Origin of the sequence: Azotobacter bryophylli (assembly GCF_042643485.1) — a bacterium.
Taxonomy (GTDB): Bacteria; Pseudomonadota; Gammaproteobacteria; order Pseudomonadales; family Pseudomonadaceae; genus Azotobacter; species Azotobacter bryophylli.
On record NZ_JBHRSJ010000012.1, the window covers coordinates 427,832 to 448,158 of the forward strand.

The window sequence follows — 20,327 nt, forward strand, 5'->3', positions numbered from 1 at the left end:
GCGACCCGCAGCGCCGACAGGGCCGGCCCGAAGCGCCGCGCCTCGCCGACCAACAGCACGAGCATGGCCAGCAGTAGAGGCAGCGCCACGTAGATCAGGCGATAGAGCACCAGGGTAGCCGCCAGCGTCGCCGCCCCCAGCTGACTGGAAAAGGCTGCCAGCAGGATCGCCTCGAACACCCCGACGCCGCCGGGCACGTGGCTGAGGATGCCGGCGGCCAGGGCCAGCAGGTAGACCAGCACGAAGGGGGCGAAGGGCGGCGCCTCCGGCAGCAGCAGGTAGAGCACCGAAGCCGCGGCCAGCACGTCGAGGGTGGAGATCAGCATCTGCAGCACCGCCAGGCGCGTGCTGGGCAGCCGCAGGGTGCCCTTGCCGAAGCGGTACAGGCGGCTGTCGGGCGACGGCCGGTCGGCCAGCCGGCGGCGCGCCAGGAAGCCGATCGCCACGGCGTAGAGGGCCAGCGTGGCGACGGCGGCCGCGACCAGCACGGGCTCGTCCAGGCGTAGCGCCGCGACGGCGTCAGGCAGATCGATCAGCGCGGCGATGGCCGCCAGCACCGGCAGTGTCACGCCCAGCGAGAGGCTGGCGAACATGGACATCGTGGCGACCTCGGTCGCGCCGATGCCCTTGCCGCTGTACAGCCGGTAACGCACCGAGCCGCCGGAAAGCATGGACAGCCCGATGGCGTTGCCGACGGCGAAGGCGGTGAAACCGCCCAGGGCCACGGTGCGTCCGGGCAGATGCACGCCGGCGAAGCGGCAGGCCGACCACTCGTAGCTGATCAGCATGGCGAAGCCAGCCGCGGTCGCCAGCAGGGCACCCAGCAGGGATGCCGGCGAGACGTCGTGCATGGCGGCGCTGACGCTGGCCGGATCGAGCTGATCCAGCAGATGCCAGCAGGCGAGCAGGCCCAGGGCGAAGAGCAGCCCGGACAGGGCCAGCCCGATGGGTTTGCGGTAGGCGGTGAAACGATCCAGCCAGCGCCAGGGAAGCGCGGCCGGAGGTTGACGATGCGCGGTTTCGCGGGGAGATGCCTGATCGGCGCTCATTGGGGACGACTCCAGATCGCCATTAGACCGGTTTCGCTACCATCAGCACCGCGATGGCGACGAAGCAGAGCAGGCCGAACCCGGCGAGCGCCAGGTCGGAGCGGGAGCGCGGCACGCTAGGCCGGCCCAGGGCCCGTAGCAGCAGCCACAGCCAGCAGACTGCGCCGAGGAGATAGAGCAGCGAGCCGCCGAGCAGCCAGAGCTGTCCCAGCGGCCAGCCGGCCAGGTGCGCCAGCCACCAGCCGGTCACCGGCAGGCTCAGGACGCCCAGGACCAGCCCGCCGACGTACAGGGCGGGCCAGCGGAACAGGCGCGCGGGCAAGCCCTCCAGGGCGCCGCGGTTCAGCCGCCAGCGCCGCCAGCCCAACGCCAGAGCGGTGCCGAACAGCAGCACGGTGGCCAGCGAGTGCAGACTCTTTACCAGCAGGAAACCATCCATCGGGGCAGTCCTTGCTTCGGGCGAATGAAGAAGAAGCTCGGCGCCGGCCGGGCCGGCGCCGGGTTCAGCCGAGGAACAGACGATAGGCCGGATTGTCCGTCTCGTCCCAGTAGGGATAGCCGATGGCGTCCAGCGCCGCCGGTAGCAGATGGCGCTCGGCCGCCGGCACCTGCAGCCCGGCGACCACACGACCGTCGGCGGCGCCGTGGTTGCGGTAGTGGAACATCGAGATGTTCCAGCGCCCGCCGAGCTTGCTGAGGAAGTTGAACAGCGCGCCGGGGCGTTCGGGGAATTCGAAACGCAGCACCATCTCATCGCTGACGTTCGCCGCATGGCCGCCGACCATGTGCCGGATGTGCAGCTTGGCCAGCTCGTTGTCGGTCAGGTCGAGCACCGGGAAGCCCTGCTCGCGCAGGCTGTCCAGCAGCCCCTGGCGCGGATCGCTCTCCGGGTGGGTCTGCACGCCGACGAAGATCTGCGCGGATCGGTCGTTGTGGTAGCGGTAGTTGAACTCGGTGATCTGGCGCTTGCCGATCGCCTGGCAGAAGGCCTTGAAGCTGCCCGGCTGCTCGGGAATGGTCACCGCGATGATCGCCTCGCGCTTCTCGCCCAGCTCGGCGCGCTCGGCCACGTAGCGCAGGCGGTCGAAGTTGACGTTGGCGCCGGAGTCGATGGCCACCAGGGCCTGGCCGCTGACGCCCTCGCGTTCCACGTACTTCTTGATCCCGGCCACCGCCAGGGCGCCGGCCGGCTCGGTGATCGAGCGGGTGTCATCGTAGATGTCCTTGATCGCCGCGCAGATCTCGTCGGTGCTGACGGTGACCACCTCGTCCACATAGCGCCGGCAGATGTCGAAGGTGTGCTGGCCGATCTGCGCCACGGCGACGCCGTCGGCGAACAGCCCGACCTGCTGCAGGACCACCCGCTCGCCCGCGGCCATGGCCGCCTGCAGGCAGTTGGAGTCCTCCGGTTCGACGCCGATCACCTTCACCTCGGGGCGCAGGTACTTGACGTAGGCGGCGATGCCAGCCACCAGTCCGCCGCCGCCGACCGGCACGAACACCGCGTTCAGCTGACCGGGCTGCTGGCGGAGGATCTCCATGGCCACGGTGCCCTGCCCGGCGATCACGTCCGGATCGTCGTAGGGGTGGATGTACACGAAGCCCTTCTCCTCGACCAGCTTCAGCGAGTACGCCAGGGCCTCGGGGAAGGCGTCGCCGTGCAGCACCACCTTGCCGCCGCGGGCGCGCACCGCCTGGACCTTGATCTCCGGGGTGGTGCGCGGCATCACGATGGTCGCCTTGATGCCCAGGTGCTTGGCCGCCAGGGCCACGCCCTGGGCGTGGTTGCCGGCCGAAGCGGTGACCACGCCGCGGGCCAACTCCGCCTCGCTGAGCTGGGCCACCTTGTTGTAGGCGCCGCGGATCTTGAAGGAGAACACCGGCTGCAGATCCTCGCGCTTGAGCAGGATCTGGTTGCCGAGCCGTTCGGAGAGCTGTCGGGCAGATTGCAGGGGAGTTTCCACCGCGACGTCGTAGACGCGCGAGGTAAGGATCTTCTTGACGTACTGTTCGAGCATCGGCGGGCATCAAGCTGCGAAGATAGGAAGCCGGCAGTCTACTCCCCCTGCAGGTCGGCCGACCACCCATCGCCCCGTCCCACCAAGCGGGAATCGGCACCGAAGTCCCAAGCCCGTCCGGGCGCGGCTATAATCCAGCCCCACTACACCCATTCACGAAGATTCGCCATGACTCAGGACCAGCTCAAGCAGGCCGTGGCCCAGGCCGCCGTCGACCTCATCCTCCCGCAGCTCACCGAGAAGAGCATCGTCGGTATCGGCACCGGCTCCACCGCCAACTTCTTCATCGACCTGCTGGCCAAGCACAAGATGGACTTCGACGGCGCCGTGGCCAGCTCCGAAGCCACCGCCGCCCGCCTGAAGGGCCACGGCATCCCGGTCTACGACCTGAACAGCGTCCAGGAGCTGGAGTTCTACGTGGACGGCGCCGACGAGTGCAACAAGTACCTGGAGCTGATCAAGGGCGGCGGCGCCGCGCTGACCCGCGAGAAGATCGTCGCCGCGGTAGCCGGGACCTTCGTCTGCATCGCCGACGAGAGCAAGCGCGTGGACTTCCTCGGCGCCTTCCCGCTGCCGGTGGAGGTGATCCCCATGGCCCGTAGCCATGTCGCGCGCGAGCTGGTCAAGCTGGGCGGCGACCCGATCTACCGCGAAGGCGTGGTGACCGACAACGGCAACGTGATCCTCGACGTGTACAACCTGCAGATCACCAATCCGCGCGAGCTGGAAGCCAAGATCAACAACATCGTCGGCGTGGTCACCAACGGCCTGTTCGCCGCGCGCCCGGCCGACGTGCTGCTGCTCGGCACCGGCAAGGGCGTGGAAACCCACAAGCGCTGAGGATCAGCGCGCCGCTGTCTTGCTGAAGACGTAGAAGCGGCCCGACTCTTCGACCAGATAGAGGTTGCCCGCCGCGTCCATGGCGACGCCTTCGGCCTGGTCGATGCCGTGGGGCAAGCCGTGGAGGCCGCGCAGCAGGCTGATGAAGCTGCGCGGCTGGCCCTGCCGGTCGAGTTCCAGCAGCAGGCGCGACTCGTCGGACAGCAGCAGGACATGGCCGCTGCGCGGATCGACAGCCACCGACGACAGGTCGCGCACCGGCAGGTGCTCGCTGGGCAACGGCTCGGGCACAACGGCCGCGCCGGCCTCGGGAAGCGGCAGGCTGAACAACCCCAGCGGCGAGCGTTCCTTGGCCAGCAGCAGGCGCCGCGCCTGCGGGTCCCACGCCAGCCCCTCGAAGCCCTTGTTGCCGGCTTCGGCGTAGCCCAGGTCGTAGCTGGGCAGATCGGCCAGGTTCAGGCTTTGCGTATCGGGTTCCAGACGGGCCACCGCCAGCCGGTGGCGGCGCTCGTCGACGATCGCCAGACGCCCGTCCCCCAGGTCCTCCACCGCCTCCGGGTTGGCGAAGCCGTCGAGCCGGATGCGCCGCAGGATCGCCCCGTTCGGCGCCAGTTCCACCAGCAGCGGGGTCTTGCCGGTGACGGTGAACAGGGTATTGCTTTGCGGGCTCCAGGTCAGCCCGGACGCCTCGTCCTCCTCCAGCCCCGTCAGGGTGGTTTCCAGCACCAGCCGGTAATCCGGCAGCCAGATGCTGGCGGTGCGCTGCGCCTCGCCGAGCGCTCGCTCGTGCCAGTACAGACGCAACTGGCCGTCCCAGCGCCAGAGATGGCCGACGACCAGGAGCGCGACGACGATCAGCAGCGGGAGGAGGAGACGGAGAGCACGCCGGCGGGGTGCTCGGGCGGCGGAAGAGAGGGCACTCATATCACGGGCCACCCGGGAAAGCGGCGGATTCGCCTTGTGGAAGGAAGGATCGACGCGCCGACGAGGCGCTCGTCAGAGCACCTGGCTTTCGAAGCGGGACAGGCCGGTCAGCTCCAGAACCAGCTGGTCGCCCTTGTGCAGGGGACCAACCCCGGCGGGAGTGCCGGTCAGCACCACATCGCCCGGCTGCAGGCTGAAATGGCCGCAGATGTAACGGATCAGCGGCAGGATCGCGGTCAGCATGTCGCGGCTGTTGCCGTCCTGGCGCAGTTCGCCGTTGATGCTCAGGCGGATGCCGATATCGGCCGGATCGGTCACCGCGTCGCCGGGAACGAAGGGTGCCAGCACGCAGGCGCCGTCGAAGGCCTTGGCGATCTCCCAGGGATGACCCTTGGCCTTGAGCCGGTCCTGTACTTCGCGCAGGGTCAGGTCGAGGGCCGGGGCGAAGCCGGAAATGGCGTCGCGCGCCTCCTCATCGCTCGGCTGACGCGACAGCGGCTTGCCGATCAGCACGGCGATTTCCGCCTCGTGGTGCACCGCGCCGCGGTCCTGGGGAATCGTGAAGCCGCCGTCGAGGGCGACCGCGCTGCTGCCCGGCTTGATGAACAGCAACGGCTCGCTGGGCACCGGGTTGTTCAGCTCCTTGGCGTGCTCGGCGTAGTTGCGGCCGACGCAGACCACCTTGCCCAGGGGGTAGTGAATACGAGTTCCGTCGAGGTAGCGGTGCTGATAGCTCATCCTGTTAATCCTTGTGGGGACTGAATCTCACCATGCCGTTCCGGCAGGCGGGCGAGCCGGTCGCCCGCCGCCGATCCTTCAGGCAAAGATCTTGCCAGGGTTCATGATCCCGTTCGGATCGAACACCGCCTTGATCGCCTTCATCACGGCGATCTCCTCCGGCGAGCGGCTGTAGCCCAGATAGTCGCGCTTGGTCATGCCCACGCCGTGCTCGGCGCTGATCGATCCGTTGTATTTCTGTACGGTTTCGAACACCCATTTGTTGACGGTCGCACACTTGGCGAAGAACTCTTCCTTGGCCATGGCCTCGGGCTTGAGGATGTTCAGGTGCAGGTTGCCGTCGCCGATGTGGCCGAACCAGATGATCTCGAAATCCGGGTAATGTTCCCCGACGATGGCGTCGATCTCCTTGAGAAAGGCCGGCACCTTGCTGACCGTGACCGAGATGTCGTTCTTGTACGGGGTCCAGTGGGAGATGGTCTCGGAGATGTACTCGCGCAGCTTCCACAGGTTGGCGAGCTGCTGCTCGCTCTGGCTCATCACCCCGTCCAGCACCCAGCCCTGCTCGACGCAGTGCTCGAAGGTGGCCAGCGCCTGGTCGGCGCGCTCGTCGGTGGTGGCCTCGAACTCCAGCAGCGCGTAGAACGGGCAGTCGGTCTCGAACGGCGTCGGCACGTCGCCGCGGGCCAGCACCTTGGCCAGAGCCTTGTCGGAGAAGAATTCGAAGGCGGTCAGGTCGAGCTTGTCCTGGAAGGCGTGCAGCACCGGCATGATGGCGTCCATGTCGGGAACGCCGAGAACCATGGCGGTCAGGTTGGTCGGCGTGCGGTCCAGGCGCATGGTGGCCTCCACCACGAAGCCGAGGGTGCCTTCGGCGCCGATGAACAGCTGGCGCAGGTCGTAGCCGGTGGCGTTCTTGATCAGGTCCCTGTTCAGCTCGAGCAGGTCGCCCTTGCCGGTGACCACCTTCAGGCCGGCCACCCAGTTGCGGGTCATGCCGTAGCGGATGACCTTGATCCCGCCGGCATTGGTGCCGATGTTGCCGCCGATCTGGCTGGAGCCGGCGGAGGCGAAATCGACCGGGTAGTACAGGCCCTTGTCCTTGGCGAACTGCTGCAGGGCGGCGGTGACCACGCCCGGCTGGCAGACCACGGTGCGGTCGACCTCGTTGAAGTCGAGGATCTGGTTCATGTAGTCGAAGGACACCACCACCTCGCCATGGGCGGCGACGGCGGCGGCGGAGAGTCCGGTACGGCCGCCCGAGGGCACCAGCGCCACCTTGCGCTCGTTGGCCCAGCGAACGATGGCCTGAACCTGCTCTATGCTCTTGGGAAAGACGATGGCCAGGGGCGCCGGCTCGAATTGCTTGGTCCAGTCCTTGCCGTAGGCGTTGAGGGAATCGGCGTCGGTCAGCACCTTGCCGGGCTCCACCAGGGTCTTCAGCTCGTCGATCAGGACAGGATTGGTCATCGTGGCAACTCTCAAAGGATTCATGGCCGCCCTGAGTACCCTTCAAGTCCCAGGGATGGCGGTTTGGCAGGCCCCATATGCTAGCATATGCGCCCCGTTAGTCGTGCCTTCCGCCGATTGCCGGGCCGGCTGCAGCAGCCGTTCCGGGCAGTTTCGACACTGCCCGTCCCCTTGCCACTCACCCCCCAGGACTACAGGTTTACGCCGATGAGCAAGACGACCTCTCTCGACAAGAGCAAGATCAAGTTCCTTCTTCTCGAAGGTGTCCACCAGAACGCCGTGGACACACTGAAGGCCGCCGGCTACACCAACATCGAGTACCTGAAGGGCGCGCTGTCCGGCGACGAACTGAAGGAAAAGATCGCCGACGTGCATTTCATCGGCATCCGCTCGCGCACCCAGCTGACCGCCGAGGTGTTCGACTGCGCCAAGAAGCTGGTCGCCGTCGGCTGCTTCTGCATCGGCACCAACCAGGTCGATCTGAACGCTGCCCGCGAGCGCGGCATCGCGGTGTTCAACGCCCCCTATTCCAACACCCGCTCGGTGGCCGAACTGGTGCTGGCCGAGGCCATCCTGCTGCTGCGCGGCATCCCGGAGAAGAACGCCTCCTGCCACCGCGGCGGCTGGATCAAATCGGCGGCCAACTCCTTCGAGATCCGCGGTAAGAAGCTCGGCATCGTCGGCTACGGCTCCATCGGCACCCAGCTCTCGGTGCTGGCCGAAGCCATGGGCATGCAGGTGTACTTCTACGACGTGGTGACCAAGCTGCCGCTGGGCAACGCGCAGCAGATCGGCTCGCTGCACGAGCTGCTGGGCATGTGCGACATCGTCTCCCTGCACGTGCCGGAACTGCCGTCCACCCAGTGGATGATCGGCGAGAAGGAAATCCGCGCCATGAAGAAGGGCGGCATCCTGATCAACGCCGCCCGCGGCACCGTGGTCGAGCTGGACCACCTGGCCGAGGCGATCAAGGACGAGCACCTGATCGGCGCCGCCATCGACGTGTTCCCGGTCGAGCCCAAGTCCAACGACGAGGAGTTCGAGAGCCCGCTGCGCGGCCTGGATCGCGTGATCCTCACCCCGCACATCGGCGGCTCCACCGCCGAAGCCCAGGCCAACATCGGCCTGGAAGTGGCCGAGAAACTGGTCAAGTACAGCGACAACGGCACCTCGGTGTCCTCGGTCAACTTCCCCGAAGTGGCGCTGCCGTCGCACCCGGGCAAGCACCGTCTGCTGCACATCCACCAGAACATCCCGGGCGTGATGAGCGAGATCAACAAGATCTTCGCCGAGAACGGCATCAACATCGCCGGCCAGTTCCTGCAGACCAACGAGCGGGTCGGCTACGTGGTGATCGACGTGGACAAGGAGTACTCCGACCTGGCGCTGGAGAAGCTGCAGCACGTCAACGGCACCATCCGCACCCGCGTGCTGTTCTAAGCTCCGGCAGCGAAGCGAAAAGGGAGGCCTCGGCCTCCCTTTTTCGTTTGCGCGGGACGGGTTCGCTCGCCCCTACCCCTTCTCCAGATCGGCCAGCGCCGCAGCCGCGGCTTCCAGCTCTTCCTCGCTGAACACCTGCACGCCGTGGCGCCGGAGCAATGCCGCGGTGACGCCCTCGCCGGGCACCCGCCGACCGCTGAAGCTGCCGTCGTAGTTCTCGCGGTTGCCGCAGGAAGGGCTGCGCGCCTTGAGCACGGCGATGCGGATGCCATGATCGCGCACCAGAGCGAGGGCCGCCTCGGCACCGGCGCGGAAGGCGGCGCCGACATCCTCCCCTGCGAGGGTGAGCACGCCGATCTCGCCGTCCAGCACCCGGTAGCCCTGCCCGCCGGGAATCTCGGCCGGCGGCCGGGGCGTCGGCAGGCCGCCGGCGACTTCCGGACAGACAGGCACCAGACGCCCCTCCCGCCGCCATATCTCAAGCCGGTCGAAGGGGCCGTGGCTGCCGCCATCGTAACGGACCCGCTCGCCGAGCAGGCAGCGGCTGACGAGGATCTTCTGCATGCAATGCCTCCTGCGGATCGGATGTGGAGGAACGGTTTCGGCTGCCGGCCGAACGACACTGCGGGCGGGCGCGTCCGCCCTACCGCGGAGCGCCGGCGCGGCGACGGAACCAGCCGGTCAGCGACAGGCGCTCGCGGGTCGCCGGCAGCACTTCATGGGGGATGTCCGCGGAGAGGAAACAGGCCAGGCAGCCGCCCTGGGGCACCACGTCGTGGACCCGGCCGTCCGGCAGGTACAGGCGCAGCTCGCCGCCCTCGTCCGGCTGCCAGGCCTCGTTGAGGTAGAGCACCGCCGACACCGTGCGGCTGTCGTCGTCGCGGAAGCGGTCCAGATGGCGCTGGTAGTAGGCCCCCGGCGGATAGAGCGCGAAGTGGCTTTCCAGTTCCTCGAGACCGAGGAACAGCTCGCGGTTGAGGGCCTGGCGCAGGCTCTCCATCAGCGCCAGATAGGCGTCGCCGGAGGCGCACTGGCCGGGCTCGAGCCAGTCGATGCAGTCGCCGCGGATGCCTTCCTGCACCTGCTGCTGTTCGCCGCGGCCGATGCCGGCCGGCGTCAGCTCGCCCGTCGCCGACCGCCGGCGGCACTCGCCGGCCAGTTCGGCGGTCAGAGCCTGCGGCAAGAAGATGCTCTGCTGCGACCAGCCATGGGTCGCCAGATCGTCGGCGATGCGCAGCAGAAGGGGGTGATCGCTGGAGATATGCATGGGCGGCATTCTAGCAGCGCCGGGCCGGTCGCTCACGCTCCGGCGGAAATTCCTGTTGCGGATGCCTCGACTTTTGCGCCGTCAGCCATCGACAATAGCCCCACGCACGACCGGAGTACTCATGCGCGCCCTTGCCTTCCTCGTCCTCGCCCTGTTCAGCCTGCCCGGCCTCGCCGACGACTACCAGCAGCTCTACCAGAGCGGCGGCTGGCCGCAGCAGCGCGAACACTTCCACGACGCCCTCTCCGCGGCCCAGCAGCGCTACCGCAGCAAGCTGCCGCCGGCGATCTTCCAGGCCCTGCTGGACAACAGCAACCGCCGCTTCGCCGCCGAGGCCATGGACAGCCGCGCCCTCGAAGCATTGCGCGCGCAGCTGGCCGCTCCCGGGCCGGCCCTGACCTTCTTCCAGAGCCCGCTGGGGCGCAAGATCGTCGAAGCCGAGCTGTTCGCCACGCGCAGCGACCAGTTGGCGAAATACGCCAACGGCCTGCCGCGCATGCCGGCCGACGCTGGCCGCCGCCAGCTGGTCCACCGTCTGGCCCAGGCCATTCCCGCCGCCGCGGCCGGCGCCGAGCTCAGCCTGGCACTGGCCGGCGTGGCCGCCGACAGCCTCAGCCAGATGCTCCCTGGACTCAGCCTGCTGGGCGGCAGCCAGACCCTCGGCCTGGTCGACGACCAGCGCCAGCGCCTGAAGCAGCAGATCGAGAAGGACCTCGACAACACCCTGCTCTACGTCTACCGCGACCTGTCCGATGCGGAACTCGGGGAGTTCGTCGCCTTCGCCCAGTCCGCCGAGGGCCAGGCCTACTACCAGGCCGCCCTGGCAGCCCTGCGTGCCGGCCTGGCGGTCGACGCCGCCAGCACGCCGGCCGGCCTCTGAACCGTCCGCGGCCAGCGGCGAATAAACGGCAGATCGGCCCGCCTTATCCTTTCTTTGGCCGCCCCCCGATTGCCTTATCCTGAGCCCGATACCTCCCGGCTAGCCCAAGGTGATCGGCTGTCGCCATCGCCCGCTCGCAGCAGCGCCTTCGCGACGCCGGAAGACCGGCTCCCGCCCGCCCACGACGGGCCGTCAAGACAGCGCCGGCGCGGCGTTCCCGCGCCGCCTCACCAGCGAAGCATTCCATCCATGACTATCGACGAATCAGGATTGACCGGCGCCGCCACTCAGCCGCAGCTGCACCAGCCGCTGGGATTGGCCGTATTGCTGCGGGCCGGGCTGGCGGGCACCGACCTGACCCCGCTGGGCCAGAGCCTGCTCGAACTCACCGAGCGGCACGACGATCCCTGCGCCCTGCTCGATCTGTCGCTGGTGCTGCAGATCAAGCAGCAGCGGGACGCCGCCCTCGCCGTCCAGGATCTGGCACTGCGGCTGCGCCGCCACTACCGCCTGAAGGACGCCACGACCGCCCCGCCGCTCAGGCTCCTGGTGCTCAAAGCCCCCGGCGACCTGCAGGCGAACACGCCGATCGAGTGCGTGCTGGAAGGCGCCGACGACCTGCAGCTGGAGGTCCTTTATCTCACCGGCGAGCCGCTGGCCGACACGCCCCTGCCCGAGCACGACCTGATCTTCGTCGCCCCCAGCGCCTCGGACGAGAACGCCGGCGTGCTGGCGCAGATGGCCAGCCTCGTGCAGGGCAGCGAACGTCGCGTGCTGAACCGCCCCGAGCGCATCGGTTCGACCCTGCGCGAGACGGCCTACGCCCTGCTCGGCGAGGCGCCCGGCATCTGCATGGCGCACACCGTGCGCGTACCGCGGGCGCGGCTGCTGGACGCGGCGGCCGGAGCCTTCGAGCCGTCCAGCCTGGTCAAGGGCGACTACCCGTTCATCGTCCGCCCGGTCGGCAGCCACGCCGGCCAGGGGCTGGTCAGGGTCGCCGACCGCGCCGAACTGGCCCGCTATCTGGAGGACCACACCGCCGAGGAGTACTACCTGGCGCCCTTCATCGACTACAGCGACGCCGACGGCCTGTTCCGCAAGTACCGGATCGTGCTGATCGAGGGCCGGCCCTTCCTCTGCCACATGGGCATCTCCAGCCACTGGATGGTCCACTACCCCTACCCGGAAATGCTCGCCCACCCCGAGCGCCGGGCCGAGGAGGCGCAGATGATGGCCACCCTCGACGAGGACTTCGCCCGCCGCCACGACCAGGCCCTGCGTGCCATCGCCGAGGCCACCGGCCTCGACTACGTCGGCTTCGACTGCGCCGAGACCCGCGACGGGCGCCTGCTGGTGTTCGAGCTGGCCACCGCGCTGGTCATCCACGACATGGACGATCCGCAGACCTTCCCCTACAAGCGCCCGCAGATGCACCGCGTCTTCGCCGCCTTCCACGCAATGCTGCGCCGGGCGGCGCAGCGCCCCGAGCAAGGGAACGCCCCCGCATGAAAGCCAACGCTCTGAACTTCTCCGGCGGCCCCGGCGCGCTGCCGGAGTCCGTGCTGGAACAGACCCGCCAGGCCATCGAGGAACTGCCGGAAACCGGCCTCTCGGTGCTCGGCATGAGCCACCGCTCCGACTGGTTCCGGGCGATCCTGCAGGAGGCCGAGAACAACCTGCGCGCCCTGCTCGGGCTGTCGGACGACTTCGCCGTCACCTTCCTGCAGGGCGGCAGCAGCCTGCAGTTCGCCATGATCCCGATGAACTTCGCGACCGCCGTCCATGCCAGGCCGGAATACGTGACCTCCGGCTACTGGAGCGCCAAGGCCACCGCGGAGGCGGCCCGGGTGACGGCCTGCCGGGAGGCCTGGAACGGTCGCGCGGGCGGCTTCCGGCAGCTGCCGGACCTGCGCGCCCTGGACATCGACCGCACCGCCGCCTACCTGCACTACGTCTCCAACGAGACGGTGGAGGGCCTGCAGTTCCCCCTGTTCGACGAGCCGCCGGCGGTGCCGCTGATCGCCGACATGTCCTCCGACTTCCTGTCCCGGCCGCTCAACCCCGACGCCTACTCGATGATCTACGCCCATGCCCAGAAGAACCTCGGTCCGGCCGGGGTGACGGTGGCGATCATCAAGCGCGAGCTGCTCGAGCGGGTTCCGGACGGACTGCCGGTCATCCTCGACCTGCGCACCCACGTCGAGCACGGCTCGAACTACAACACCCCGCCGGTGTTCGCCATCTACGTGCTGACCCTGATCACCCGCTGGCTGCGCGACGAGATCGGCGGGCTGGCGGCGATGCAGGCGATCAACGCGCGCAAGGCGACTCGCCTGTACCAGACCCTGGACGCCCTGGAAGGCGCGGTCAGCCTGCACGCCGACCGCCCCTGGCGCTCGCAGATGAACGTGGCCTTCGGCTTCGGCGATCCGCGCCTCGACGCGGCCTTCCTCGCCGCGGCGCACGAGCGGGACATGAGCGGCCTGGAAGGACACCGCTCCCTGGGCGGCCTGCGCGCCTCGCTGTACAACGCCGTCAGCGAGCAGGCCGTGGAACGCCTGAGCGAGGCGCTGACCGACTTCGCCAGGCATCGGGCCTAACCGAGCCGCTCGCGGAGAAAATCGAAATAGCGCTGGCGCTGCGCCGCACGCTCATTGGCCAGGTGATGGCGCGCCTCCGGCAGCAGCAACAGCGGCGGGTCGCGGAACTTGGCCCGCAGCACTTCGAGGTTGTGCCGCCAGTCGACCGTGAGGTCGGCGCCGCCCTGCACGATCAGCGGGCTGCGGCCGCTGCGCGGCGCCGACTCGATCCGCGGAATCCAGCGCGCCAGGGCGCCGACCCAGGCGGTGGGCAGGATGCGCGGCTGCAGGGGATCGCGGTTCTGGATGAAATCGAGAAACTCGATATCGGTGGTGTTGGCGGTGAAACGCCGCGGGATCGACTCGACGAACGGCCGCAGCAGCCGGTAGCCAGCTTTCGACAGCGACCAGCCGCGCGGCCGCACCAGCGGCGCGAAGAGGATGGTCTCGCCCAGATCCGGGCGCGGCGCGCCGGTCAGCAGGTGATCGAGCAGGATGGCGCCGCCGGTGCTCTGCCCGAACAGGTGCCAGGGCTTGGGCAGATCGAGGGCGGCGGCCTCCGCCAGCAGCCCCTGGAACACCGCCTGGTACTCGGCGAAGTCCCCGATGCTGGCCCGCGAACCGCTGGACAGGCCGTGCCCCGGTAGGTCGCAGGCGAGCACGGCGAAGCCCATGCCCAGCGCCCAATCGAGCACGTGGCGGTACAGCCCCATGTGATCGTAGTAGCCGTGCATCAACAGCAGCGTGGCGCGCGGCCGCGGCGGCCACCAGACCTGGGCGACGATCCGGTAGCCGGCGACCTCGAAGCAGCCGAGACGGCTCTGCACCTGCGGCCGCTGCCGGCCCAGGTCGAGCCCGTAGAAGCGGCGGTAGGCCGTGGCCTGCGGCAGCTCGTCGCCGCCCATGGCCAGGGGCCGCAGGAGCGGGCGCAGCAGGTCGGGCTGGAAGGGCTCGGTCATGGGCGGCTCGCGCTGGCAGACGTGACGTCGCCCGATATTCAGTCGGACCGCGCGGCGTGGCAAGCTATGTCCCCACCCGCCATGACGCCATGCCCATCTTGAAGCGCAAGACTCTGCTCGCCGGCCTGCTCGGCCTTCTCTGCCTGGCCGCGCTGGTCGCCACCTACGACTGGTACCGGAACCGTTACATCCGCACCGTGGTGTTCGCCGGCGAGGAGCTGCGCCTGCCCCTCGAGCTGGCCGGCCCCGGCCCGGTCCGCCTGGTGCACTTCTGGGACCCGGCCTGCCCGTGCAACGTCGGCAACCAGCAGCATCTGGCCGAGCTGATCGAACGCTACGCCTCCCGCGGCGTGACCTTCCATTCGGTGCAGAAACCGGGCAGCCGGGGGCACCTGCCGCCGTCCCTGGCTGCGCTCCGGCCGCTGGCGGCGATTCCCGGCAGCGAGGCACTGCCGGCCAGCCCGGCGGTGGCCATCTGGGATCGCCAGGGTCGCCTCGCCTATTTCGGCCCGTACAGCGAAGGCGCGGTGTGCAGCGCCAGCAACAGCTTCGTCGAGCCCATCCTCGAGGCCCTGCTCCAGGACCGCCCGGTGCGGGCCGCCGGAACCCTGGCCCGGGCCTGCTTCTGCGACTGGCAGGAGAAACCCTAGGGGCGAGTCCGCTCTTCCCCGAGCAGCGCCGCATAGCCCTTGCGATAGCTGGGGTAGACCGGCGCCCAGCCCAGGGCCCGGGCCCGGGCGTTGCTGCAGCGTTTGCTGCCGGCGCGGCGGCTGAAGGCTTCCGCCGCCTCCGTGTTCACGCCCAGCCGTTCGCGCAGCCAGTCGACCACTTCGTGCAGCGGCGCCGGCTCGTCGTCGACGCCCAGGTAGCAGTCGTCGAGCCGCTCGCCGCGGGCGTCGGCCCGGAGCAGGAAGGCCAGGAGGCCGGCGGCATCGTCCCGGTGGATGCGGTTGCCGTACGCCGACGGCTCGCCCGGCACCCGGCAGCCCCGGCGCACCTGGTTCAGCAGCCACTCCCGCCCCGGCCCGTAGATCCCGGACAGGCGCACCGCGCTGGCCGGCACGTCGCTGTCCAGCGCCAGTCGCTCGGCCTCCAGCAGGACCCGCCCGGAGAAGCCGGCCGGCTCGGTGGGCGAACGCTCGTCGATCCATTCGCCCTGCTTCTGGCCGTAGACCCCGGTGCTGGAGACGAACAGCAGACGCCGCGGCCGCTGGCCGTGCTGCCCCAGCCAGCCGAGCACGTGGCGCAGGCCGTCCAGGTAGGCGGCGCGGTAGCCGGCCTCGTCGTGCTGGCTCGGAGTCGCGCAGTAGACCAGGTAGTCGATCGCGCCGGCCGGCCAGTCCGGCGGGCATTGCGGCGCCTCCAGGTCGCCGGCGACCGGCCGGATCGACGGCGGCAGCGCCGCCACCCGGCGGCGCAATCCGTACACGCGCCAGCCGGCGGCGGCCAGCTGTTCGCCGAGTCGGCTGCCGACGTCGCCGCAGCCGGCGATCAACAGGGAAGGCTGGGTTGATGGCATATGGGCCCCTCTGCAAAGGCTTGCTTTTTCAGTATGGTTGGTTCGGTGCCGAGCAAAGGCTATGCTTGACGGCAGCCTGATGGAAATACGCTATGACCCTGACCGAACTGCGCTACATCGTCACCCTCGCCCAGGAGCAGCACTTCGGGCGCGCCGCCGAGCGCTGCCATGTCAGCCAGCCGACCCTGTCGGTGGGCGTGAAGAAGCTCGAGGACGAGCTCGGCGTGCTGATCTTCGAACGCAGCAAGACCGCGGTGCGCCTGACGCCGGTCGGCGAGGGCATCGTCACCCAGGCGCAGAAGGTGCTCGAGCAGGCGCAGAGCATCCGCGAACTGGCCCAGGCCGGCAAGAACCAACTGGCCGCGCCGCTCAAGGTCGGCGCCATCTACACCATCGGCCCCTACCTGTTCCCGCACCTGATCCCGCAGCTGCACCGGGTCGCGCCGCAGATGCCGCTGTACATCGAGGAGAACTTCACCCACGTGCTGCGCGACAAGCTGCGCACCGGCGAGCTCGACGCGATCATCGTCGCCCTGCCCTTCAACGAGGCGGACGTGCTGACCAAGCCGCTCTACGACGAGCCCTTCTATGCCCTGCTGCCGGCCGACCACCCGTGGACCAGGCTCGAGAGCATCGACACCGAGATGCTCAACGACAAGAGCCTGCTGCTGCTCGGCGAAGGCCACTGCTTCCGCGACCAGGTGCTGGAAGCCTGCCCGACCCTGCGCAAGAGCGACGAGGCGCACCGCTACACCACGGTGGAGTCCAGCTCCCTGGAGACCATCCGCCACATGGTCGCCTCCGGCCTCGGCATCTCGGTGCTGCCGTTCACCGCGGTGGACAGCCACCACTACGCGCCCGGCGTGATCGAGGTCCGCCCGCTGACCGCGCCGGCGCCGTACCGCACCGTGGCCATCGCCTGGCGCGCCAGCTTCCCGCGGCCCAAGGCCATTGAGCTGCTGGCCGACTCCATCCGCCTGTGCTCGGTGGCCCAGCCGCCGGCCGCGACCACTAAGGCCAAGCAGACGGCATGACCGAGCTGGCGGCGGTTCCGGTGACCGCCCTCAAGGGCGTGGGCGCCGCGTTGGCGGAAAAGCTCGCCAGGGTCGGCCTGGAGAACCTGCAGGACGTCCTCTTCCATCTGCCGCTGCGCTACCAGGACCGCACCCGGATCACCCCGATCGGCGCCCTGCGCCCCGGCCAGGACGCGGTGGTCGAGGGCGTGGTGACCGGCGCCGACGTGGTCATGGGCCGCCGTCGCAGCCTGCTGGTGCGCCTGCAGGACGACAGCGGCACCCTCAGCCTGCGCTTCTTCCATTTCAGCCAGGCGCAGAAGGAAGGACTCAAGCGCGGCACGCCGCTGCGCTGCTACGGCGAGGTCCGCCCCGGGGCCACCGGCCTGGAGATCTACCACCCGGAATACCGCGCCCTGACCGGCAACGAGCTGCCGCCGGTGGAACAGACCCTGACGCCCATCTACCCGTCCACCGAGGGCCTGACCCAGCAGCGCCTGCGCAGCCTGACCGGACAGGCGCTGGCCCGCCTCGGCCCGCAGAGTCTGCCCGACTGGCTGCCGCCGGAACTGGCCCGCGAGCACCGCCTCGGCCCGCTGGACGAAGCCATCCGCTACCTGCACCGGCCGCCGCCGGACGCCGATCTGGAGGAGCTCGCCGAAGGCCGGCACTGGGCCCAGCACCGCCTGGCCTTCGAGGAACTGCTGACCCACCAGCTGTCCCTGCAGCGCCTGCGCGAGCAGGTGCGCGCCCAGCAGGCCCCGCCGCTGCCGAAGGCCCTGCGCCTGCCGAAGCTGTTCCTGGAGAATCTCGGCTTCGCCCCCACCGGCGCCCAGCAGCGCGTCGGCGCCGAGATCGCCTACGACCTCAGCCAGAGCGAGCCCATGCTGCGCCTGGTGCAGGGCGACGTCGGCGCCGGCAAGACGGTGGTCGCCGCGCTGGCCGCGCTACAGGCCCTGGAGGCCGGCTATCAGGTAGCGCTGATGGCGCCCACCGAGATCCTCGCCGAGCAGCATTTCTTCAACTTCAGCCGCTGGCTGGAGCCGCTCGGCATCGACATCGCCTGGCTGGCCGGCAAGCTCAAGGGCAAGGCCCGCAGCGCCGCCCTGGAGAAGATCGCCGCCGGCTGCCCGATGGTGGTCGGCACCCATGCGCTGTTCCAGGACGAGGTGCTGTTCCGCAACCTGGCCCTGGTGATCATCGACGAGCAGCACCGCTTCGGCGTGCAGCAGCGTCTGGCCCTGCGCCAGAAGGGCGTCGCCGGGCGGCTCTGCCCGCACCAGCTGATCATGACCGCCACGCCGATCCCGCGCACCCTGGCGATGAGCGCCTACGCCGACCTGGACACCTCGATCCTCGACGAACTGCCGCCCGGCCGTACGCCGGTGAACACCCTGGTGATCGCCGACAGCCGGCGCCCGGAAGTGATCGAACGGGTGCGCGCCGCCTGCGCCGAAGGCCGCCAGGCCTACTGGGTCTGCACCCTGATCGAGGAATCCGAGGAGCTGACCTGCCAGGCAGCGGAAACCACTTACGAGGAGCTATCGGCCGCGCTCGGCGAGCTTAGGGTCGGGCTGATCCACGGCCGCATGAAGGCAGCGGAGAAGGCCGCGGTGATGGACGAATTCAAGCAGGGCCGCCTGCAGCTGCTGGTCGCCACCACGGTGATCGAGGTGGGCGTCGACGTGCCCAACGCCAGCCTGATGATCATCGAGAACCCGGAGCGCCTGGGCCTCGCCCAGCTGCACCAGCTGCGCGGCCGGGTCGGCCGGGGCAGTGCGGTCAGCCACTGCGTGCTGCTCTATCACGCGCCGCTGTCGCAGATCGGTCGCGAACGTCTGGCGATCATGCGCGAGACCAACGACGGCTTCGTCATCGCCGAGAAGGATCTGGAGCTGCGCGGCCCCGGCGAGATGCTCGGCACCCGCCAGACCGGCCTGCTGCAGTTCAAGGTGGCCGACCTGATGCGCGACGCCGACCTATTGCCGGCGGTGCGCGAGGCGGCTCAGGAGCTGCTAGCACGCTGGCCACAGCATGTCAGTCCGCTGCTGGAACGCTGGCTGCGTCATGGCCAGCAGTACGGCCAGGTTTGAAAATATCGCCAACGTCATGAACACAGCCGCAAGGTGGCTTGTTTATACTGCAAACTCACTTGATCGGCAGGATGCCTCATGCGCCAAAGTGCCCTTCCCGCCTCCAACCTCCTGCAACCCCGGCTGCCCCAGGTCGTCGAACAACTGCTGAAGAGACTCGGCATCGCCGCCCGGGTCGTCCACGAAACGCCCGATTCCAGTCAGCCACGGGTGCAGGCGGCGCTGCTGGAGGATGCCGTGGGCACCTTGCTGGTGCTGTTCCCCCACGACCAGTTGCTGGATCTCAACCGCCTGAAGGCGGTCACCGGCCGCACCCTCGCCGCGGCCGGAGCGGCCCGGCTGCAACAGTTGATCGGCCCCCAGCGACTGAGCGCCCTCCCCGGCCTGCCGGCGCTGACCGGGGTGCCCTGCCTGTACGACGAGCGCCTGCTGCACGGACAGACCCTGCTGCTCGACTCCGGCCGGCCGCACGTGCTGCTGGAAATCGACACCGAGACCTACCGCGGCCTGCTGGACCAGGCGAGTGCCGCACGCTTCGGCATCCCGCTCAGGCGCCTGCGCCTCAATCTCAAGCGTCCGCCGGACGACCCCATGGAGGCCGTGCAGGGCTTCACCGCCCGGCGCATCCGCCAGCGCCTGGAGCGCCGGGTGGAGATCCCGCCGCTGCAGAAGACCGCGCAGAAGATCCTCGAACTGCGCGAGCACGCCCACCTCTGCGCCGACGACATCACCGATCTGGTCGAGACCGACCCGGCGCTGGCCGCCCAGGTGGTCAGCTGGGCCGGTCTGGCCTTCGGCGCCGAGGATCCGGCGCCGCAGCGGATCCTCTCGGTGGAGGACGCCATCGTGCGGGTGCTGGGCTTCGATCTGGTGCTCAACCTGTCCCTCGGCCTGTCCCGGGACAAGCCCGCGGAATCGCCCGAGCTGCAGGAGATCATGACGCCCTACTGGGAGCAGGCCATCTACACGGCCACCCTGATGGAAGGCCTGTGCCGTGCCATCCCCCGCCCGCAGCGGCCGGAGCCGGGCCTGGCCTACCTTGCCGGGCTGCTGCACAACTTCGGCTACCTGATCCTCGCGCACATCTTTCCGCCCCATTTCCGGCTGCTCAGCCAGCATCTGCAGGTGAACCCGCACGTGCCGCACGGACTGGTCGAGCACCATCTGCTCGGCATCACCCGCGAGCAGATCGGCGCCTGGCTGATGGAGCACTGGAAGATGCCGGAGGAATTGGCGGTCGCCCTGCTCCATCAGGACGCCCCGCAGTACCGGGACCGGCACGCGGTGTACGCCAACCTGATCTACCTGGCGGCCAACCTGCTGCGCAACCGCGGCATCGGCAGCGGTCCGCAGGAGGCCATTCCGCAGGCGCTGCTCGAGCGCCTGGAGCTTTCCAGGGCCAAGGCCGAGGAAGCGCTGGACCGGGTGCTGGCGGCGGAAACCGCGTTGCGCATGCTGCTGGCGCAGCCCTGACAGGGGAAGGGGGGCGGGTTGCGCCGCGCCTCCGCGAAAAAAGCGCAGAGAACCGACACGGCTGG

19 protein-coding genes are annotated in these 20,327 nt (G+C 69.2%); 9 read left to right on the plus strand and 10 right to left on the minus strand.

The window, feature by feature from the left end; genetic code table 11:
- The 3 genes from ACFOJE_RS08155 to ilvA all read right to left on the minus strand — a co-directional run.
- Positions 1-1,049: lysylphosphatidylglycerol synthase domain-containing protein (locus tag ACFOJE_RS08155; protein WP_377813811.1), on the minus strand; the 1,049-nt coding region annotated here is incomplete at its 3' end.
- Between the two features lie 22 nt (positions 1,050-1,071).
- Positions 1,072-1,488 carry a DUF2269 family protein gene (locus ACFOJE_RS08160; protein ID WP_377813812.1) on the minus strand — a complete coding sequence of 139 codons (417 nt, stop codon included), beginning with the start codon at positions 1,486-1,488 and terminating at the stop codon, positions 1,072-1,074.
- 64 nt (positions 1,489-1,552) lie between these two features.
- The gene (gene ilvA, locus ACFOJE_RS08165) at positions 1,553-3,067 is read right to left on the minus strand and encodes a threonine ammonia-lyase, biosynthetic (RefSeq protein WP_377813813.1); all 1,515 of its coding nucleotides are present in this window, start codon (positions 3,065-3,067) and stop codon (positions 1,553-1,555) included.
- Positions 3,068-3,235: 168 nt separating this feature from the next.
- On the opposite strand from ilvA, the gene rpiA reads away from it, so the two are divergent.
- Positions 3,236-3,907: a ribose-5-phosphate isomerase RpiA gene (gene rpiA / locus ACFOJE_RS08170; RefSeq protein WP_377813814.1), complete on the plus strand. Its 672-nt coding sequence runs from the start codon at positions 3,236-3,238 to the stop codon at positions 3,905-3,907.
- 3 nt (positions 3,908-3,910) lie between these two features.
- Here rpiA and ACFOJE_RS08175 read toward each other — a convergent pair whose 3' ends face one another.
- The 3 genes from ACFOJE_RS08175 to ACFOJE_RS08185 form a co-directional block, all read right to left on the minus strand.
- Positions 3,911-4,831, minus strand: coding sequence for an SdiA-regulated domain-containing protein (locus ACFOJE_RS08175; protein WP_377813815.1), 921 nt, complete (start codon positions 4,829-4,831; stop codon positions 3,911-3,913).
- A 72-nt stretch (positions 4,832-4,903) separates the two neighbouring features.
- The gene (locus ACFOJE_RS08180; RefSeq protein ID WP_377813816.1) at positions 4,904-5,569 is read right to left on the minus strand and encodes a fumarylacetoacetate hydrolase family protein; all 666 of its coding nucleotides are present in this window, start codon (positions 5,567-5,569) and stop codon (positions 4,904-4,906) included.
- Positions 5,570-5,647: 78 nt separating this feature from the next.
- On the minus strand, positions 5,648-7,039 hold the full coding sequence (locus tag ACFOJE_RS08185; RefSeq protein ID WP_377813817.1) for an FAD-binding oxidoreductase: 1,392 nt from the start codon (positions 7,037-7,039) through the stop codon (positions 5,648-5,650).
- A gap of 207 nt (positions 7,040-7,246) precedes the next feature.
- Between ACFOJE_RS08185 and serA the strand changes: the two genes are divergently transcribed.
- Positions 7,247-8,479, plus strand: a complete 1,233-nt coding sequence (gene serA / locus ACFOJE_RS08190) for a phosphoglycerate dehydrogenase (RefSeq protein WP_377813818.1) — start codon at positions 7,247-7,249, stop codon at positions 8,477-8,479.
- 72 nt (positions 8,480-8,551) lie between these two features.
- On the opposite strand, the gene ACFOJE_RS08195 is transcribed toward serA, so the two are convergent.
- Together ACFOJE_RS08195 and ACFOJE_RS08200 are read right to left on the minus strand one after the other, a co-directional pair.
- Positions 8,552-9,043, minus strand: a complete 492-nt coding sequence (locus ACFOJE_RS08195) for a DUF523 domain-containing protein (protein ID WP_377813819.1) — start codon at positions 9,041-9,043, stop codon at positions 8,552-8,554.
- A 79-nt stretch (positions 9,044-9,122) separates the two neighbouring features.
- Positions 9,123-9,755 (minus strand): 2OG-Fe(II) oxygenase, encoded by a 633-nt coding sequence (locus tag ACFOJE_RS08200; protein WP_377813820.1) that lies wholly within the window; start codon positions 9,753-9,755, stop codon positions 9,123-9,125.
- Between the two features lie 112 nt (positions 9,756-9,867).
- Between ACFOJE_RS08200 and ACFOJE_RS08205 the strand changes: the two genes are divergently transcribed.
- From ACFOJE_RS08205 to ACFOJE_RS08215, 3 genes are all read left to right on the plus strand, one after another.
- The gene (locus tag ACFOJE_RS08205; RefSeq protein ID WP_377813821.1) at positions 9,868-10,626 is read left to right on the plus strand and encodes a hypothetical protein; all 759 of its coding nucleotides are present in this window, start codon (positions 9,868-9,870) and stop codon (positions 10,624-10,626) included.
- Positions 10,627-10,875: 249 nt separating this feature from the next.
- Complete coding sequence (locus tag ACFOJE_RS08210; protein WP_377813822.1) at positions 10,876-12,135, plus strand: ATP-grasp domain-containing protein; 1,260 nt, start codon at positions 10,876-10,878, stop codon at positions 12,133-12,135.
- Entirely contained in the window at positions 12,132-13,226 is a 1,095-nt protein-coding gene (locus tag ACFOJE_RS08215; protein WP_377813823.1) for a phosphoserine transaminase, read from the plus strand. The genes ACFOJE_RS08210 and ACFOJE_RS08215 overlap by 4 nt, the downstream gene beginning before the upstream one ends.
- Here the strand turns inward: ACFOJE_RS08215 and ACFOJE_RS08220 are convergent.
- On the minus strand, positions 13,223-14,164 hold the full coding sequence (locus ACFOJE_RS08220; protein WP_377813824.1) for an alpha/beta hydrolase: 942 nt from the start codon (positions 14,162-14,164) through the stop codon (positions 13,223-13,225). The genes ACFOJE_RS08215 and ACFOJE_RS08220 overlap by 4 nt on opposite strands.
- Before the next feature lie 89 nt (positions 14,165-14,253).
- Here ACFOJE_RS08220 and ACFOJE_RS08225 point away from each other — a divergent pair, with 89 nt between their 5' ends.
- Positions 14,254-14,814: a DUF6436 domain-containing protein gene (locus ACFOJE_RS08225; protein WP_377813891.1), complete on the plus strand. Its 561-nt coding sequence runs from the start codon at positions 14,254-14,256 to the stop codon at positions 14,812-14,814.
- On the opposite strand, the gene ACFOJE_RS08230 is transcribed toward ACFOJE_RS08225, so the two are convergent.
- Positions 14,811-15,683 carry an SDR family oxidoreductase gene (locus ACFOJE_RS08230; RefSeq protein ID WP_377813825.1) on the minus strand — a complete coding sequence of 291 codons (873 nt, stop codon included), beginning with the start codon at positions 15,681-15,683 and terminating at the stop codon, positions 14,811-14,813. The genes ACFOJE_RS08225 and ACFOJE_RS08230 overlap by 4 nt on opposite strands.
- A 92-nt stretch (positions 15,684-15,775) precedes the next feature.
- Between ACFOJE_RS08230 and ACFOJE_RS08235 the strand changes: the two genes are divergently transcribed.
- From ACFOJE_RS08235 to ACFOJE_RS08245, 3 genes are all read left to right on the plus strand, one after another.
- On the plus strand, positions 15,776-16,717 hold the full coding sequence (locus tag ACFOJE_RS08235; RefSeq protein ID WP_377813826.1) for a hydrogen peroxide-inducible genes activator: 942 nt from the start codon (positions 15,776-15,778) through the stop codon (positions 16,715-16,717).
- A complete protein-coding gene (gene recG / locus ACFOJE_RS08240; RefSeq protein ID WP_377813827.1) occupies positions 16,714-18,789 on the plus strand; it encodes an ATP-dependent DNA helicase RecG in 2,076 nt (691 codons plus the stop codon). Before ACFOJE_RS08235 ends, recG begins: the two co-directional genes overlap by 4 nt.
- 78 nt (positions 18,790-18,867) lie before the next feature.
- Positions 18,868-20,262 (plus strand): aminoacyl-tRNA deacylase and HDOD domain-containing protein, encoded by a 1,395-nt coding sequence (locus ACFOJE_RS08245; protein ID WP_377813828.1) that lies wholly within the window; start codon positions 18,868-18,870, stop codon positions 20,260-20,262.
- Positions 20,263-20,327 lie beyond the last annotated feature (65 nt).

Coding starts and splice junctions, on each gene's coding strand:
- ACFOJE_RS08245 (WP_377813828.1), top strand. CDS start 18,868: ATGCGCCAAAGTGCCCTTCCCGCCTCCAACCTCCTGCAACCCCGGCTG.
- ACFOJE_RS08235 (WP_377813826.1), top strand. CDS start 15,776: ATGACCCTGACCGAACTGCGCTACATCGTCACCCTCGCCCAGGAGCAG.
- ACFOJE_RS08180 (WP_377813816.1), bottom strand. CDS start 5,569: ATGAGCTATCAGCACCGCTACCTCGACGGAACTCGTATTCACTACCCC.
- ACFOJE_RS08160 (WP_377813812.1), bottom strand. CDS start 1,488: ATGGATGGTTTCCTGCTGGTAAAGAGTCTGCACTCGCTGGCCACCGTG.
- ACFOJE_RS08195 (WP_377813819.1), bottom strand. CDS start 9,043: ATGCAGAAGATCCTCGTCAGCCGCTGCCTGCTCGGCGAGCGGGTCCGT.
- ACFOJE_RS08225 (WP_377813891.1), top strand. CDS start 14,254: ATGCCCATCTTGAAGCGCAAGACTCTGCTCGCCGGCCTGCTCGGCCTT.
- ACFOJE_RS08200 (WP_377813820.1), bottom strand. CDS start 9,755: ATGCCGCCCATGCATATCTCCAGCGATCACCCCCTTCTGCTGCGCATC.
- ACFOJE_RS08205 (WP_377813821.1), top strand. CDS start 9,868: ATGCGCGCCCTTGCCTTCCTCGTCCTCGCCCTGTTCAGCCTGCCCGGC.
- ACFOJE_RS08210 (WP_377813822.1), top strand. CDS start 10,876: ATGACTATCGACGAATCAGGATTGACCGGCGCCGCCACTCAGCCGCAG.
- ACFOJE_RS08185 (WP_377813817.1), bottom strand. CDS start 7,039: ATGACCAATCCTGTCCTGATCGACGAGCTGAAGACCCTGGTGGAGCCC.
- ACFOJE_RS08230 (WP_377813825.1), bottom strand. CDS start 15,683: ATGCCATCAACCCAGCCTTCCCTGTTGATCGCCGGCTGCGGCGACGTC.
- ACFOJE_RS08220 (WP_377813824.1), bottom strand. CDS start 14,164: ATGACCGAGCCCTTCCAGCCCGACCTGCTGCGCCCGCTCCTGCGGCCC.
- serA (WP_377813818.1), top strand. CDS start 7,247: ATGAGCAAGACGACCTCTCTCGACAAGAGCAAGATCAAGTTCCTTCTT.
- ACFOJE_RS08215 (WP_377813823.1), top strand. CDS start 12,132: ATGAAAGCCAACGCTCTGAACTTCTCCGGCGGCCCCGGCGCGCTGCCG.
- recG (WP_377813827.1), top strand. CDS start 16,714: ATGACCGAGCTGGCGGCGGTTCCGGTGACCGCCCTCAAGGGCGTGGGC.
- ACFOJE_RS08175 (WP_377813815.1), bottom strand. CDS start 4,831: ATGAGTGCCCTCTCTTCCGCCGCCCGAGCACCCCGCCGGCGTGCTCTC.
- rpiA (WP_377813814.1), top strand. CDS start 3,236: ATGACTCAGGACCAGCTCAAGCAGGCCGTGGCCCAGGCCGCCGTCGAC.
- ilvA (WP_377813813.1), bottom strand. CDS start 3,067: ATGCTCGAACAGTACGTCAAGAAGATCCTTACCTCGCGCGTCTACGAC.